Consider the following 15,253-nt stretch of genomic DNA (forward strand, 5'->3'; position numbering starts at 1 on the left):
CCCCGTGTCTCACGCCGCGCCCTCCTCATAAGGCACGCCCTGCGCCCCCACATGCCCCGCGGCCCGGCGCCCGCGGCAGTAATCCGTGTCGGAACAAACGAACATCCGCCCGCCCGCATCATCCACGATCACCTCGTCGAGGTAGCTGTCCTCCGCCCCGCACAGATCACATTCATGCTCCGCCTTGCTCGGCTCGAACGGATGGTCCTCGAAATCGAGCGACACCACCTCGCACCACGGCGGCAGCGCATAGATCCGCTGCTCCCGCCCCGCACCGAAAAGCTGAATGGCCGCCATCTCCATCTTCGGATTGTCGAATTTCGGAATCGGAGACGGGTCCATCACATACCGCCCCTCCACCTTCACCGGATAGGCATAGGACGTGGCGATCGCGCCGTGCTGGCTGATGTCCTCGTAGAGCTTCACATGCATCAGCCCGTATTCCTCCAGGCTGTGCATCTTGCGCGTCTCCGTTTCGCGCGGCTCCAGGAACCGCAGCGGCTCGGGGATCGGCACCTGGTAGACCAGGATCTGGTCCTCCGTCAGTGTCTCCTCTGGGATCCGGTGCCTGGTCTGGATCAGCGTCGCGCGGCCCGTCTCCTCGGTCGTCTCCACGCCCGCCGTCCGCTCGAAAAACTTGCGGATCGACACCGCGTTGGTCGTATCGTCCGCCCCTTGGTCGATCACCTTCATCCGGTCCTCGGGCACCAGCGTGGCCGCACTCACCTGCACGCCCCCCGTGCCCCAGCCATAGGGCATCGGCATTTCGCGGCTGGCGAACGGCACCTGGTAGCCGGGAATGGCCAGTCCTTTCAGGATGGCCCGCCGGATCATCCGCTTGGTCTGCTCGTCCAGATAGGCGAAATTGTACTCGTTCACAGCAGCCCCCGCTCTGTCAGGTCCCGGCGCAGCGCGTCGGGAGAAGTGAAATGATGCGCCTGCCAGCCCGCCTTGCGCGCGCCGTCCGCATTCGCGGCACTGTCGTCGATGAACAGACAGTCGCTCGGGCTCAGCTTGTTGCGCCGGCACAGAAGGTCATAGATCTCGCGCTCCGGCTTGACCCGCCCCTCATGCCCCGACACCACCACGTCCTCGAATGCCTCGCCCAGCTGCGGATGCACTTCCAGCGCCACGGGCCAGGTATCGGCGGCAAAGTTGGTCAGGCCATAGATGCCGTACCCCTGCTGCGCAGCCGCTCCATCAGTGACCATGTCTCGCAGATCTTGTACTGAATTGTCAGGTGAAACCGGTCGAAATACCCGTCCAGCAACGCCGCATGCCCCGCCCCGGCGGCTGCCACCGCAGCCTCCCGCGACCGCCCGCGATCCTGCTCCAAGTTCCAGGCATAGAAATCCGCCTCCCTCAGAAAGGCGTCGATCTCTGCCTCGCTGTCAAACGCGTGCCGGAACGCCGCATGCGGATCCCATGCGATCAATACATTGCCGATATCGAAGACGATATTCATGCCACGCCCTCCCGGCCGCGCGCATACCGCGCCAGTCGTTCCTCCAGCGTGCCAGTATGCAGCTCCAGCAGATGTCCGTCTGGCGAATGGAAATATACCGACCGCCCCTCGCCCTCGACCCGGGGCCGGGCCGGGCGCATCTCCAGCCCCAGCGCCTCGATCCGCGCCACGCGTGCGTCGAACGCGGCCTCGTCCACCTTGAACGCCACGTGATTATAGGTCCGCTCTTCCAGCGGCTCGCCCTTCATGATCGCGACCCACACGTCGCCCACCAAGAAAAACCGCTCCTCGGACAACGAGAACTGATCGGCCCCGCTGGCATAGACGCACCGCGCCTCCAGCACCTCTTCCAGCACGCGCTGCATCCGGTCCAAGTCAGCACTGATGAACGTGATATGCGACAGGCCGGAACTCATTCCGCCGCCTCCCGCGCCGCCTGGCCTTCCGCCTCGCGCCGCAACTTCCGCACCAGCTCCAGCTCGCTCTGGAAATCCACGTAATGCGGCAGCTTGATATGCTCCAGAAACCCCGTCGCCTGGATGTTGTCGGCATGCATCAGCACGAATTCCTCGTCCTGCGCCGGCGCGCCCTGGTCGTCCTCGCCCAGCTCCTTCCAGCGCAGCGCCCGGTCGACCAGAGCCATGGAAATCGCCTTGCGCTCGGTCTGCCCGAACACCAGCCCATAGCCCCGCGTGAACTGCGGCGGCTCGGTTTTCGAGCCCTTGAACTGGTTCACCGTCTCGCATTCCGTCAGGGTGATTTCGCCGATATCAATGGCGAACCCCAGTTCGGGGATGTCCATCTCGACCTCCACCGTGCCGATGCGCAGCTCGCCCACGAAGGCGTGGTTGCGCGCGTATCCCCGCTGGGTCGAATACGCCATGCCCAGCACGAACCCCTCGTCGCCCCGCGTCAGCGATTGCAGCCGCAGCGCGCGGCTCGCCGGCAACTCCATCGGCTCGCGCGTCAGATCGGGCGGCGTAGCGTCACTTTCGTCCTCGGCCTGGATCAGCCCCTCGCGGTTCAGAAACCCGGTGATATGGGGCACCGGCCCGTCCTTGGCCTCGCCCTCCGGCGCCTCCGGCACCTCGCCCTCGGCGGCCAGTTTGAAATCCAGCAGACGGTGCGTGTAGTCAAAGGTCGGCCCCAGAACCTGCCCCCCCGGCGCATCCTTGAACGTGGCCGAGATCCGGCGGTCGCACACCATCTCGCCCGTCTCCACCGGCTCGGACGCGCCGAACCGTGGCAGCGTCGTGCGATAGGCCCGGATCAGGAAAATCGCCTCGATCAGGTCCCCCCGCGCCTGCTTGATCGCCAGCGCGGCGAGGTCCGGATCATACAGCGACCCCTCCGCCATCACCCGGTTCACGGCAAGGCTCAACTGCTCGCGGATCTGCGCCACCGACAGCTCCGCCACGGACGTGTCGCCCCGCCGCTCCTCGGCCAGCCAGGCATGGGCGTTTTCAATCGCCCGCTCGCCGCCTTTCACCGCAACATACATGCCTCAGCCCTCCACTTTCGTGGTCCGTGGCAGCGCCGCCACGCGGTCGCCGCAGGTAAAAAGAAATCCAGCCCCAGCGGAAACGCCTTTGCATTTCGCTGAAACGCCGCCACCTCCGGCAGGCGCAACCGCACCGTGTCGCGGATCCCCGGCCCGCGCAGCACCGCGCCTTCGGCCACCAGTTCCGGCACTTCGACGATCAGGGTCGCCGACCGATCCGGGTATTCCGGCGTGCCCACCGGATAGGCCTCCAGCGGCCCCAGCGCGTGCCACGTCCCCAGCGCGAACATCGCCGCCTCCGGCCCCGCGAAAGACGCGCCGGTGTGGAACGTGATCCACTCCCGCACCGCCGGCACATCGTGGCCTCCTGCCAGGTAAACCGGCGTCTCCGCGTCGCACAGCGTCAGCACCAGCACTCCCGCCGCCACCGACAGCGGCGCAGGCGGCTCGGCCCCGGTCAAATCCTCGATCCGCCCGGGCCGCGCCATCGCGTTCATCGCCCCGCGAAACGCCCGCGCCGCGTCCACCGGCGCATCGCCGAACCCGCCTGTCAACGCTTCGGTATGCATCAGTCCTCTCCCCGCTGCATGGTGAAGAACTCCACCCTGGTCGCCGCTGCCTTGGCCCGACGCTGCGCCTTCGCCGCCGCCAACGCCTCGGTCAAAGGCGTAACGACACCTTCGCGCACCCGCGCCGCCGCGTCCGTCTGCATCAGCGCATCCACCAGCGCGGCAGTCGTCGCGTGCGCCTTGTCACGCCCCTGAACGTATCCATGCCCCACCGCGCCACAGCCCAGCCTCAGCGAACAGCGTGTCACCGTCATTTCCCCAAGGTTGAACGGCGCCCCCGTCGCCCCGGTCCGCCCGCGCACCATCACTGCCCCCACCTCGGGCGCGCGCAAGAACTCGTGCTCGGGGGCAAATCCCAGCCTCTCCCAAAGCCGGGCCAGTTCGGCCGCGGGGGCCTTGGCCAGCGTGCCCATCCATGCCTGTCTTTCGGAATTTTCGGTCATCTAGACACCTTGCGAAGTTGTCGATAAACATATACAACTAGACAAATCTATAGCGTATGCCGCTCGAGTCGCCAAGCCCCTCTGCCATGAAGGTTTCATGACATGCCCCCCAGTACCGCCCCCCGCACCCCGGTCTGGAAATCCATCCTCGGCACGCTGACGGACGACATCGCGGCAGGGCGCTACGCCCCCGGCGACAAGCTGCCCACCGAAGCCGAGCTTGCCCGCCGCTTCGGCGTCAACCGCCACACCGTCCGCCGCGCGCTTGCCGACATGGCCGAGGCCGGCACCGTCTTCCCGCGCCGCGGTGCGGGCGTTTTTGTCGCTCAAAAACCCACCGATTACCCTTTGGGGACGCGCGTGCGGTTCCAGACCAACCTCCGCGCCGCCGGTCGCCTGCCCTCGCGCCGCGCCCACCTGATCGAGACCCGCGCCGCCGACACCACCGAGGCCGAGGCGCTGGCCCTCGCCCCTGGCGACCTCGTCCATTCCTATGACGGGCTGTCGCTGGCCGACGACCAGCCCCTCGCGCTCTTCCGCTCGGTCTTTCCCGCCAACCGCCTGCCCGCTCTGCCCGACGCCTTGCGCCGGCACAACTCGATCACCGACAGCCTCCGTGCAATCGGCGTGCCCGACTACACCCGCGCCTGGACGCGGGTCGCGGCGCGCCTGGCCTCCCCACCCAGGCCGGCCACCTTCAGATCCGCGAAGGCGCGCCCGTCCTGCGCACCGTCTCGCTCAACGTCGACCCCGATGGCCAGCCGCTGGAATACGGCCGCACCTGGTTCTCGGGCGACCAGGTCACGCTCACCCTCGGCGACGCCCTGCCCGAAACCGCCACGGAAAAAGACGTGAGGGATTAACCCTTTGTCACTCCCACGATACAAACCCGCGCTACCCTGGGGCGAAACGAACGAGAGCAGTCCAATGGCCCCGAAACCCTGCGACATGCGCCTGACCGGCGCACGCGTCCTGCGCGACGGCGAACTGCAACGCCGCTCGGTGGTGGTGCAGCAGGGCCGGATCGGCAAGGGCCCCCTGCCCGAGGTCGACCTTTCGGGCTATCTCGTCCTGCCCGGCATCATCGACCTGCACGGCGACGCGTTCGAGCGTCACATCGCCCCCCGCCCCTCGGCGCCTTTTCCGCTGACCGACGCGCTGGCAGCCACCGACCGTGACGCGGCCTCCAACGGCATCACCACCGCGTGGCTGGCGCAAAGCTGGTCCTGGGAAGGCGGCCACCGGGCCCCCGAACAGGCCGAGGCGCTGGCGCTGGCCCTCGCCACCGCCCGCCCCCGGCTGCTCACCGACCTGCGCATCCAGATCCGCTGCGAGACGCATCTCACCGACAGCGCCGACCGCCTGCTGGCCCTGATCGACGCGCATCAGATCGACTATGTGGTCTTCAACAACCACCTCGACGACGCGCTTCAGGCGGCCCAGACCCGCCCCGCCACACTGGCCCGCTGGGCCGAAGAGGCCCGTCGGTCCCCGCAACAGCACCTCGATGCCCTGCGCGCGGCCAAGAAGAACGCCACGTTTGTTCCGCGCTTCCTCTGCCGCCTGGCCGAGTCCTTCGATCGCCGCGGCATCCTTTACGGCAGCCATGACGACCCCGACGCCGAAACCCGCGAGACCTACGCAATGATCGGCGCCAAGATCTGCGAATTTCCGATCACCCGCGCCGCCGCGCGGCTGGCCAATGCCGTGGGCGACCCCGTGCTGATGGGCGCCCCCAACGTGGTGCGCGGCGGCTCTCAGGCTGGCAACGCCGCCGCCGAGGACCTGATCGAGGCGGGCCATTGCGACGCGCTCGTCTCGGACTACCACTACCCGTCGCTCGCCCGCGCCGCCTTCGCGCTGGTCGACAAGGGCCTGCGCACGCTGCCCGCCGCCTGGGCCCTGATCAGCAGCAACCCGGCCCGCATCATGCGCCTGCCCGACCGGGGCGAGATCGACCATGGCCGCCGCGCCGACCTCGTGGTGGTGAACGAAGCGACCCGCCAGGTCGAGGCCACCATCTGTGCCGGCCGCATCACGCATCTCGCGGGCGAGGCCGCCACACGCTTTTTCGGCGCCGGCACCAAGCTGGCGATGGCAGCGGAATAGACTGTCACCCAGCCTTCACCCAACCGACACATCCCTGTTGCACGACTCGGCCATACAGGCGGCGTTCACTTGTCCCCGAACAAACCAAGCAATTTTGATGACCAATCCGGGCGGCCTTCGGGCCGTCCTTTTGGTTCGGGACATGCCGCGCCTACACTCCACCGCCATCCTCGGGCGCGAACCGCGGATGACGCCCGTAGGGTGGGTTTCCAACCCACCAAACGCCTCACCCCTCGTACTTCTCCAGGAACGCCTCTGCCGCCAGCCCCCTGAAATCCTCCAGCGCCGCCCGCAACCGGTCATGCGACCAATCCCACCATCCCAGCGCCATCACCCGCTCCGCCACCTCCGGCGCCAGCCGGGCCCGCACCGGGACCGCCGGCACGCCCGCCACGATCGTGTAGGGCGCCACGTCCCGCGTCACCACCGCGCCCGAGGCCACCACGGCCCCGTGCCCCACCGTGACCTCCGGCTTCACCTGCGCATTGTGCCCCAGCCACGTGTCATGCCCTATGACGGCCCGCCGCGCCCGGCGCCTGCCGAACCATTCCGCGTCATCCTCGGCATCGTCCCAGTAACTCGCCGACCGGTACATGAAATGGTGCAGGCTCGCACGGTCCAGCGGATGATCCGTCGCCCCCACGCGCACGAAGCTCGCGATATTGGAAAACCTGCCCACCTGCGCGTTGGCGATATCGCACATCCGGTCGCAATAGGAATAATCTCCGAACACCGACTGCGCCACGCGGCTCCCCCGGCCGACCTCGCAGAAAGCCCCGAAGTCACTCTCGGTAATCTCGCACTCGGGATGGATCAGCGGCGCATCGGCACTCAGCTTCGGCATCCTGCCCTAGTGCCCTGCATCATCCGACTGGATCAGCCGCCGCCGCAGCATCCCCGACACCCAGTCCATGAAGATCACCATCAAAACCACCAGAACGATGTAATAGGTCACCTCTTCCCAGTCCTTCTGAGTGATGATCGCCTGCGTCAACAGCAGCCCGATCCCGCCCCCGGTGATCGCCCCGATGATGGTCGCCGACCGCGTGTTGCTCTCCAGGTAATACAGCACCTGGCTCAGCAGCACCGGCGTCACCTGCGGGATCACCCCGAAGCGGTAGCGCTGCACCGGCTTGGCCCCCGTCGACTGCACGCCCTCGATCTGCTTGTCGTCCACGTTCTCCAGCGCCTCGGAAAACAGCTTCCCGAACGATCCCGTATCGGTCAGCAAAATGGCCAGCGCGCCCGTCAACGGCCCCAGCCCGAAGGCGCGCGTCAGCACGATCGTCCAGATCAGCGCATCGACCCCCGCAGAAAATCGAACAGCCGCCGAAACCCGAACCGCACCGTCTTCAGCGGCGCAAAGTTCTTCGCCGCCATGAACGCAATGGGCAGCGCCACGATCGCCGCGCCCATGGTGCCCAGAAACGCCATCAGGATGGTCTCGAAAATGGCCCACATCACATCGCGGTGCCGCCACATCTCGTTGTGCCAGAAATCCTCCCAGATCTCGCCCGCCTCACCGCCGAGCGCCCGGCCCACCACCTGCCCCACGCTCATCCCGTGATAAGGGCTGTCCAGCGTGAAGAAAAACAGCTCCCAGCCGGTGAAATAGCGAAACACCTCCGACCGATTTCGCGTGACCGACAGCCGCCCCGCCTCGGTCGTGATCGCCAGCCGGTTCTTGGAACTGTTGATCCACGCCGGCAGATCGTCCGTCGGAAACTCCTGCACCACGCCCTGGCTGCGGCTCGGCGTCGCCCGGATCATCCCGTACCCCGGCACGTCATAGCTGATCGTCTCGGGGCCAAAGACCACCACGTGACCGCCCCCAAGGTCGATCACCGTGTCCCGGCCCATTTCGACCCATTCGGGGCTTTCCCCCTCGGGATACTCGCCTTTCCGCTCGCCCTCGATGGCCACCTCTACGGCCCCGTCGCGGTTGTCCCGCGTCACATGCACCTTGTAGCTGTAGGTATCCGCCACCAGCGCCCGCGCGTTCTCGGCGCTGGCGCGGCTCATCAGCCCCGGCACGTCGAAAGCAAAGAAGACATAGACGAAATAGGCCAGGATCAACGCCGGCACGCCAAACGCCACCATTCTCTTGCGCTGAAACAGCGTGGCTGTCTGCGCCATCAGCGCATCGGTATCGCTCATGCTTTTATTCATCGGCGTCACGCTCATCGATGCATCTCCACCTTCCGCCCGTGAACCAGCCGGTCCCGGAAATGGCTCGACAACTGGTCGAACAGGACAATCGTCGCAAACAGCATCAGGAACATCGCCGCCGCCTCGTCATACTGCCCCTGCCCCCAGCTGATCGCGTTCTTCAACTCGTACCCAAGGCCCCCCGCGCCCACGAACCCCAGGATCGCCGAGGCGCGGATATTGATCTCGAACCGCATCAGCGCATAGCTCAACCAGTTCGGCGCCACCTGCGGCACCACCCCCAGCATCATCCGCTGGCTCCAGGTCGCGCCCACCGATTCCAGCCCTTCCAGCGGCTTCAGCGACGCGTTCTCGTTCACTTCCGAGAACAGCTTGCCCAGCGCCCCCGCGGTGTGCAATGCGATGGCGATCATCGCCGGCACCGGCCCGCCGCCCAGCACGAAGATCAGGATCAGCGCGATCACGATCTCGGGCACCGCGCGGGTGATGTCCATGATCCGCCGGAACAACGGCACCAGCCGCGGAAACCGTGCCAGTCCCCGCGTCGACAGAAGCGACAGCACGACCGCCGCCAGCGCGCCCACCAGCGTGCTCACGGCCGCGATATTCACCGTCTCCAGCAGCGCAGGGAAAAACGTCACGAAATGCGCGGGCAACTCGCCGGCCTTCTCCACCGCCTCGGCCACGACCTCGCCGGGATAGTCAAAGAAATTGTCCAGCCCGCCGATGAAGGACCCGCCATTGCGCGCCTCGGCCAGGCGAAAGCCCGACACCATCAGCAGGATGAAGACCAGCAACGTGATCCCCGAATAAAGCCGCCGCTTGGACACCTGCGCCATATAGGTCGCCTGCATGTCGCTCAGCCGGGGCGCGCCGCCGTATTGGGTCACATCTGCCATGAAGCCTCTCGGGAAATATGCAAATGGCGGGCCCGTTCGGGGCCCGCCACCTGTATCGTCGGTCGCTTACTGCGACGCGGACTTGCGCGCCTCGATGATCGACAGGTACGCGTCATGCGTGATCGGATCGAAGCCCAGGCTTTCACCGGCCGAGATCGAATAGGTGCAGTCGCGGTCGTTTTCGTACATGCCGTCGACCAGCGCCACCATCGTCTCCTTCACGTCCGCGGGCAGCGACTTGCGCAGCACGATCGGGCCTTCCGGGATCGCCTTGGATTTCCAGATCTCCACTAGGTCGTTCATGTCGACCAGGCCCGCATCCACGGCCTTGCGCAGCGCGCCGGAGTTATACCCGTCTTCCCAGTTGCCCTGGCCGTCGGCCCAGGTCACGCCGGCGTCGATGTCGCCGTTGTTCACCGCGACGATGGTCTGCTCATGGCCGCCGGTGAACTTCACTTCACCGAAATAATCACCCGATTCCATGGTGATCTCTTCGCCCGCCTGCGGGATCTCGATCGACGGGATCAGGTAACCGCTGGTCGAGTTGGGATCGCCGAAACCAAAGACCTTGCCTTCCATGTCATCCAGGCTGGTGATGCCGCTGTCCTTGCGGGCAAAACCGATCGAATGATAGCCATACGAGCCATCGAGGTTGATCTTCACCAGCACCGGCTCGACCGCCTCGGGGTCCTGCAGATAGGTCGCGGCATAGCCCGACGCACCCAGCCACGCCATGTCCAGCGTGCCGCCCACCAGGCCCTGGATCACACCGGCATAATCGGCCGGCGCGAACAGCTTGGTTTCCACGCCCAGCGCTTCCTCGGTATAGTTTTTCAGGCATTCATGCGAGCTCAGACGGTCCTGGGCATTCTCGCCGCCGAGGATACCGATACGGAACTCCTCGATCTCCTGGGCCATGACAGGCGCGGTCATCGCGGTGGTGGCCGCAAGGGCAGCAATCAGTTTCTTCATCTTGGTCCTCCAGTCGGGTTTGTTGCCGCCGGCCCCCGTGACCGGCGTGCAGATGAATTTCAGGGTCGCAGGGTCAGGCAATCTCACGCTCCGGCGTCTCGATTGCGGTCGAGGTCGATGCCTCGGAAAAGGTCGCGTCCGCGCCATAGATGTCGCGCGCCACGCCGGTGGTCAGCTGCTCGGGCGTGCCGTCGAACACCATCCGCCCGTCGCGCATCCCGATCACCCGGTCACAGTATTTCCGCGCCGTATCCAGCGTGTGCAGGTTGGCGATGACGGTGCGGCCATCTTCCTCGTGGATGCAACGCAGGTCGTCCATCACCAGCTTGGCATTCATCGGATCGAGGCTGGCGATCGGCTCGTCGGCCAGCACGATCCTGGGCTCCTGCATCAGCGCCCGCGCGATGGCCACGCGCTGCTGCTGCCCGCCCGACAGCGCCTCGGCCCGCTTCGGCGCGTGCTCGGCGATGCCCAGCCGGTCGAGAATGGTAATGGCGCGATAGATGTCGGCCTGCGGATAAAGGTTGAACATGGTGGCAAAGGTCGAGCGGCGGTTCAGCGTGCCGTGCAGCACGTTACTGACCACGTCCATCCGCGGCACCAGGTTGAATTGCTGGAAGATCATCGCGCAGTCAGACTGCCAAGCCCGCTTCTCGGCCCCCCTGAGGGCGGTCACGTCCCGGCCCTCGAACACGATGCTGCCGTCGCTGGCGTCGGTCAGCCGGTTCAGCATCCGCAACAAGGTCGACTTGCCCGCGCCCGACCGGCCGATGATCCCGATCATCGCCGGTTTCTCGACGTTGAACGTGATGCTGTCGACCGCCCTGTGACGGCCGAAAATCTTCGTGAGCTTGGTAATCTCAAGCACGCTTTTGCCCCCTGATGTCCCGGGGGCAGGCCTACTTGCACTCTCCGAAGCTTCTGTGACGGTTCGGCAAAACTTTTGTGACAGACCGCGACGCGGGCGGTCCTTTGCAAGTCCATGCTGCATCGCGGCGGAACGCTTGCATTGCGCCCTGCGCAGGCGTATCCCGATGGCATGGCACGCGCGTCCACCTCCACACGGCTGAAATCAAGTGACTGGCTCACCGCCGGGCTGGATGCACTGTCCGAACTGGGCCCGACCGCACTCAAGGCCGAACCGCTTGCGGTGCGCCTGGGCGTCTCCAAGGGCTCTTTCTACTGGCACTTCCGTGACGTACCGGCCTATCACGAGGCCCTGCTCGCCGCATGGCGCGACGACTGCATCGCCCGCCTGCCCGAGCTGATGAACGACGGCGGCACCGACGTGGCCCGCCTGCGCAACCTCGCCCAGGCCTTTGCCGCGCCCGACGCCACCGAACCGGCCCTGCGCGCCTGGGCCAATTCCGACGACAGCGCCCGCGCCGCGGTCAACGATGTCGACGACGCCCGCCTGGCCGCGCTGCAATCGCTTCTCTCCGATATCGGCATCGACAACCCCGAAATGGCCCGCATCCTCTATGCCGCTGCCATCGGCATGACGTCGCTCGGCAACGCCAGCCCCGCCGACCATATCAGCGCCATCGGCTCGCTGGTCGACCTGGTGCTGGCCCTGCGATGATGCGCCTGGTCCTGACCCTGCCGCTGGTCGTCTCGCTGCTCGATTGCAGCGGCGACGAAACCCTTTCGGGCCATGGCGCGGCGGGCCGGACGTGGCAGCTCACCGAGATCGACGGCACGGCCTTCGACGCCCGCGCCACCGTCACCTTCCCCGAGGAAGGCAAGATCGTCGGAGAGGCCCCCTGCAACCGCTACTTCGCCGCGCAACTGAAACCCTACCCGTGGTTCGAGGCCGCCGAAATCGGCACCACCCGCCGCGCCTGCCCCGAGATGGCGCAGGAAACCGCGTTCCTCGACGCGCTCGGGGCCATGTCCCTGGCCGAGGTCACCGACACCACGCTGATCCTCAGCACGCAAGAGGGCCGCGAAATGGTCTTCCGCGCCGCCGAGTGAGGCGCGCCGGGGCAGAGGCGCACAACGGCAAGAGCACGCCGTTTGCCCCCTGGGCCATCCCCCTCTTCCTCTGGCTCCAAATATCCCCGCCGGAGGCATCCGCCGCTGCCATCCGTCCTGAGGTTCAGCCATCTGGCCGCACAGGGCTGAAGCCGCGCGCGTTACCCCAGCGCACCGACCAGGATCGCGTTCAGCTCCGATCCCGACCGCCGCAACACTGCCAGCTCCTGAAACGCGTCCGACTGCCAGAACGCCCGCGCATGGTCGCGGTCAGGAAACTCCAGGACGAACGCCGCATCGGGCAGCGCACCCTCACCCTCCATCCGCTCCGGGTTGCCGCCGCGCACCAGGAACCGGCCGTCATGCGCGGCCAGCACCTCGGGGATCTTCGCGAAATACGCCTCCATCCAGTCCCGGCTGTGGATCTCCATCTGCCCGATCACGTATGCCGCCATCGTCCTGCCCTCCGTCCGATCCGCCAATCCTAGGCCGCACACGGCGCCCGGCGCAATGCCGCTGACCCGCCGAACGGTTGCCCTCGCGCCCCGGCATCCCCAAATGACAGCCAACAGATGAAAGGCTCCGCCATGCGCTATTCCGTCCTCGATCTCGCTCCCGTGCCCGAAGGCCATGACACTGCGACCGCGATTTCCAACAGCCGCGATCTGGCCATCGCGGCCGAAAAGATGGGCTATCACCGCTACTGGCTGGCCGAGCATCACAACATGCCCGGCATCGCCAGCGCCGCCACCTCTGTCCTGATCGGCCACATCGCCGAGGCCACAAAGACCATGCGCATCGGCGCGGGCGGCGTCATGCTGCCCAACCACGCGCCGCTGACCATCGCCGAGCAGTTCGGCACGCTGGCCACCATCCATCCCGGCCGCATCGACCTTGGCCTCGGCCGGGCACCCGGCGGCGACATGGCCGTGGCCCGCGCCCTGCGCCGCGGGCTCGAGGCCGACCGCTTCCCCGACGATGTGGTCGAACTCATGGGCTATTTCGCCGATGCCGATCCCGCCGCCCCCGTCTCGGCCCATCCCGGCCAGGGCACCCACGTGCCGGTCTGGATCCTCGGCTCCAGCCTCTACGGCGCGCAACTGGCCGCGCATCTGGGCCTGCCCTACGCCTTCGCCTCGCATTTCGCGCCCGACGCGCTCGACCAGGCGCTGGAAATCTACCGCACCCGGTTCCAGCCCTCGGCCCAGCTCGACCGGCCGTATTTCATGCTGGCCGCCAACGTCTTCGCCGCCGACACCGACGCCGAGGGCGCCTACCTCCGCACCTCCATGCAACAGGCCTTCGCCCGCCTGCGGACGGGACAGCCGGGCAAGCTGCCCGCCCCGGTCAAGGATATCGAGGCCGCCATCGGCCCGCAGATGACGGACTCGGTCAATCACGCCCTGAGCGTCTCCGCCACCGGCTCCCCCGCCACGGTCCGCGCCCAGCTTGGCGTTCTCAGGGACCGCTACCAGCCCGACGAGATCATCCTCACCGGCCAGATCCACGACCACGCCGCGCGGGTCAATTCCTTCCGCATCGCCGCCGAGATATTGCAGGACATGACCACCGCCGACGCGGCCTGAGCCAAGCTGCCGGTCACGACGGAGGCGATCGTCAGCCCAAGGGAAGGGCTGACGATCGCCGGGCCGCTTCGCGGCTGTTAACCGGCTGGGGGCTTGGCACCAGTGTCTCACAAGGGCTCGATCCCGACATTCGTTGCGGGCGGCACAAATGTCGGCTTTGCGGGACGAACCCGACGTGTCACAGTCCTTGTAGGGTGGGGTTCTACCCCACCACGACGGGGCCTGTGGGGTGAAACCCCACCCTACGATAGACGTCAACTTGGACTAAAACCGGACCAACGCGCTCTTGTCGATCGTGAGCGACCCGGTCGCGATCAGCCACCTCTCCGAAAACCGCCCCTCACCCCTCCGCCACCTGTTCCAGCCGCCGGATCAGCCGCGCCCGCGCCTCGGGCAATGGCTTGTGCCCCATCTCCGGCGCCAGGTGGTTCATCAGGAAATACCCCGTCACCCCCAGCCCCTCCAGGATCTCGCCATCGCTGCACACCCCTCGCCCAGCAGCGGCGCGGGCAGCGGCAACAGCTTGTCCGCCCATTCCCCCGCGCCCGCCCGCGACACCGCCCGCCCGGTGCGCGGCGAGATGAAACTCAGGTCGTTCGCCGCCCGCCCCTTCACCGCGCATTCCGACAGGTCCAGCCCGAACCCCATCTCGTCGAGCAGCGCCATCTCCCACTTCAGATAGGCCAGCGGCCACACATCCCCCTGCCCCAGCAAATCCAACAGCGCCTCGGTCTGCCCGTAAAGCCGCCCATGCGCCTCGCGCTCGGGCAGGCAGAACAGCAGCAAGGACGTCACCGCGTTCAGCCCGGCCAGCGCCACCCGGTCCCCCAGCGAGGCCGCCGCGCGCGACCGCACAGGCTCCACCGTGAACGCACCCAGGTGATCCTCCAGCCGCGCCTTCCACGTCACGTCCACCTGCCCTCCGGGCTGCAGCACCGGCGCCATCTTGCGCGACGCCCCGCCGCGCACCACCCCGCATGCCGCCCCTTCAGGGGCGTGAACACCTCCAGGATCGCCGCCGCCTCGCCATGCGGGCGGCTGGCCAGTACAATACCTTGGTCGCGCCATTCCATGACACTGCTCCGCCTTCCGAACGGCCATAGGACATCAAAAGATGAACCCTGCCAAGGCCCGCCCCGACCCACGGTCTGGAAATCCGGACATGACCGGGGGCGCGGGATATGCTTATCTGCCCGCCGTATAGATCTTTCGCAAAGGGGTACTCGATGACGTTTTCAACCGCCCGCGCCCTCGCGCTGACCACCACGCTTCTCGCCGCCCCGGCGGCGCTGGCCAACGACAACGTCATGGTGGTCTTCGACGGCTCGAATTCCATGTGGGGCCAGATCGACGGCACCGCCAAGATCGAGATCGCGCGGGACGTCATCGACAACCTGCTGGGCGACTGGACCGATGACCGCAGCGTCGGCCTCATGGCCTATGGCCACCGCTCACGCGGCGACTGCACCGATATCGAGGTCATCGTCGAACCCGGCGCGGCGCAACGCTCCGAAATCCTGGACCGGATCAAGTCCATCACCCCCACCGGCAAGACCCCCTGACCGA

16 protein-coding genes and 4 pseudogenes are annotated in these 15,253 nt (G+C 66.8%); 6 read left to right on the forward strand and 14 right to left on the reverse strand.

The features are described 5' to 3' along the window. Nucleotides 1-9 precede the first annotated feature (9 nt). The 7 genes and pseudogenes from ACSQ76_RS17525 to phnG all read right to left on the reverse strand — a co-directional run bounded on the left by ACSQ76_RS17525 (nucleotide 10) and on the right by phnG (nucleotide 3,978). A complete protein-coding gene (locus ACSQ76_RS17525) occupies nucleotides 10-879 on the reverse strand; it encodes an alpha-D-ribose 1-methylphosphonate 5-phosphate C-P-lyase PhnJ (protein ID WP_437157562.1) in 870 nt (289 codons plus the stop codon). Further along, entirely contained in the window at nucleotides 876-1,211 is a 336-nt protein-coding gene (locus ACSQ76_RS17530; protein ID WP_437157563.1) for an HAD-IA family hydrolase, read from the reverse strand. Before ACSQ76_RS17530 ends, ACSQ76_RS17525 begins: the two co-directional genes overlap by 4 nt. Continuing rightward, entirely contained in the window at nucleotides 1,160-1,465 is a 306-nt protein-coding gene (locus tag ACSQ76_RS17535; protein WP_437157564.1) for a hypothetical protein, read from the reverse strand. Before ACSQ76_RS17535 ends, ACSQ76_RS17530 begins: the two co-directional genes overlap by 52 nt. Further along, nucleotides 1,462-1,881 carry a FosX/FosE/FosI family fosfomycin resistance hydrolase gene (fosX, locus tag ACSQ76_RS17540; RefSeq protein ID WP_437157565.1) on the reverse strand — a complete coding sequence of 140 codons (420 nt, stop codon included), beginning with the start codon at nucleotides 1,879-1,881 and terminating at the stop codon, nucleotides 1,462-1,464. Before fosX ends, ACSQ76_RS17535 begins: the two co-directional genes overlap by 4 nt. Then, entirely contained in the window at nucleotides 1,878-2,966 is a 1,089-nt protein-coding gene (locus tag ACSQ76_RS17545; protein ID WP_437157566.1) for a carbon-phosphorus lyase complex subunit PhnI, read from the reverse strand. The genes fosX and ACSQ76_RS17545 overlap by 4 nt, the downstream gene beginning before the upstream one ends. Before the next feature lie 3 nt (nucleotides 2,967-2,969). After that, a pseudogene (gene phnH, locus ACSQ76_RS17550) lies at nucleotides 2,970-3,535 on the reverse strand (phosphonate C-P lyase system protein PhnH). Next, nucleotides 3,535-3,978 (reverse strand): phosphonate C-P lyase system protein PhnG, encoded by a 444-nt coding sequence (gene phnG, locus ACSQ76_RS17555; protein ID WP_437157567.1) that lies wholly within the window; start codon nucleotides 3,976-3,978, stop codon nucleotides 3,535-3,537. Before phnG ends, phnH begins: the two are co-directional and overlap by 1 nt. A gap of 102 nt (nucleotides 3,979-4,080) precedes the next feature. On the opposite strand from phnG, the pseudogene phnF reads away from it, so the two are divergent. After that, nucleotides 4,081-4,841 (forward strand): annotated as a pseudogene (gene phnF, locus ACSQ76_RS17560) (phosphonate metabolism transcriptional regulator PhnF). Between the two features lie 64 nt (nucleotides 4,842-4,905). Continuing rightward, on the forward strand, nucleotides 4,906-6,087 hold the full coding sequence (locus ACSQ76_RS17565) for an alpha-D-ribose 1-methylphosphonate 5-triphosphate diphosphatase (protein WP_306131068.1): 1,182 nt from the start codon (nucleotides 4,906-4,908) through the stop codon (nucleotides 6,085-6,087). Between the two features lie 226 nt (nucleotides 6,088-6,313). Here ACSQ76_RS17565 and ACSQ76_RS17570 read toward each other — a convergent pair whose 3' ends face one another. From ACSQ76_RS17570 to phnC, 5 genes and pseudogenes are all read right to left on the reverse strand, one after another. Then, nucleotides 6,314-6,931, reverse strand: a complete 618-nt coding sequence (locus ACSQ76_RS17570) for a chloramphenicol acetyltransferase (RefSeq protein WP_437157568.1) — start codon at nucleotides 6,929-6,931, stop codon at nucleotides 6,314-6,316. A 6-nt stretch (nucleotides 6,932-6,937) separates the two neighbouring features. Further along, a pseudogene (phnE, locus tag ACSQ76_RS17575) lies at nucleotides 6,938-8,256 on the reverse strand (phosphonate ABC transporter, permease protein PhnE). Nucleotides 8,257-8,267: 11 nt separating this feature from the next. After that, the gene (phnE, locus tag ACSQ76_RS17580) at nucleotides 8,268-9,155 is read right to left on the reverse strand and encodes a phosphonate ABC transporter, permease protein PhnE (protein WP_437157569.1); all 888 of its coding nucleotides are present in this window, start codon (nucleotides 9,153-9,155) and stop codon (nucleotides 8,268-8,270) included. Nucleotides 9,156-9,221: 66 nt separating this feature from the next. Next, a complete protein-coding gene (phnD, locus tag ACSQ76_RS17585) occupies nucleotides 9,222-10,127 on the reverse strand; it encodes a phosphonate ABC transporter substrate-binding protein (protein ID WP_306131071.1) in 906 nt (301 codons plus the stop codon). 73 nt (nucleotides 10,128-10,200) lie between these two features. Beyond that, on the reverse strand, nucleotides 10,201-10,995 hold the full coding sequence (phnC, locus tag ACSQ76_RS17590; RefSeq protein ID WP_437157570.1) for a phosphonate ABC transporter ATP-binding protein: 795 nt from the start codon (nucleotides 10,993-10,995) through the stop codon (nucleotides 10,201-10,203). A gap of 171 nt (nucleotides 10,996-11,166) precedes the next feature. On the opposite strand from phnC, the gene ACSQ76_RS17595 reads away from it, so the two are divergent. Together ACSQ76_RS17595 and ACSQ76_RS17600 are read left to right on the forward strand one after the other, a co-directional pair. Next, entirely contained in the window at nucleotides 11,167-11,709 is a 543-nt protein-coding gene (locus tag ACSQ76_RS17595; RefSeq protein WP_306131063.1) for a TetR/AcrR family transcriptional regulator, read from the forward strand. After that, nucleotides 11,706-12,101: an META domain-containing protein gene (locus ACSQ76_RS17600; RefSeq protein WP_437157571.1), complete on the forward strand. Its 396-nt coding sequence runs from the start codon at nucleotides 11,706-11,708 to the stop codon at nucleotides 12,099-12,101. The genes ACSQ76_RS17595 and ACSQ76_RS17600 overlap by 4 nt, the downstream gene beginning before the upstream one ends. A gap of 161 nt (nucleotides 12,102-12,262) precedes the next feature. Here ACSQ76_RS17600 and ACSQ76_RS17605 read toward each other — a convergent pair whose 3' ends face one another. After that, on the reverse strand, nucleotides 12,263-12,556 hold the full coding sequence (locus ACSQ76_RS17605; RefSeq protein ID WP_437157572.1) for a DUF1330 domain-containing protein: 294 nt from the start codon (nucleotides 12,554-12,556) through the stop codon (nucleotides 12,263-12,265). A 132-nt stretch (nucleotides 12,557-12,688) separates the two neighbouring features. Between ACSQ76_RS17605 and ACSQ76_RS17610 the strand changes: the two genes are divergently transcribed. Next, nucleotides 12,689-13,687, forward strand: a complete 999-nt coding sequence (locus ACSQ76_RS17610) for an LLM class flavin-dependent oxidoreductase (protein ID WP_437157573.1) — start codon at nucleotides 12,689-12,691, stop codon at nucleotides 13,685-13,687. A gap of 340 nt (nucleotides 13,688-14,027) precedes the next feature. Here ACSQ76_RS17610 and recO read toward each other — a convergent pair. After that, nucleotides 14,028-14,760, reverse strand: a pseudogene (recO, locus tag ACSQ76_RS17615) (DNA repair protein RecO). 153 nt (nucleotides 14,761-14,913) lie between these two features. Here recO and ACSQ76_RS17620 point away from each other — a divergent pair. After that, nucleotides 14,914-15,249 carry a vWA domain-containing protein gene (locus ACSQ76_RS17620; protein ID WP_437157574.1) on the forward strand — a complete coding sequence of 112 codons (336 nt, stop codon included), beginning with the start codon at nucleotides 14,914-14,916 and terminating at the stop codon, nucleotides 15,247-15,249. Nucleotides 15,250-15,253: the final 4 nt, after the last annotated feature.

The organism is Roseovarius sp. B08, assembly GCF_051417955.1.
Classification (GTDB): domain Bacteria; phylum Pseudomonadota; class Alphaproteobacteria; order Rhodobacterales; family Rhodobacteraceae; genus Roseovarius.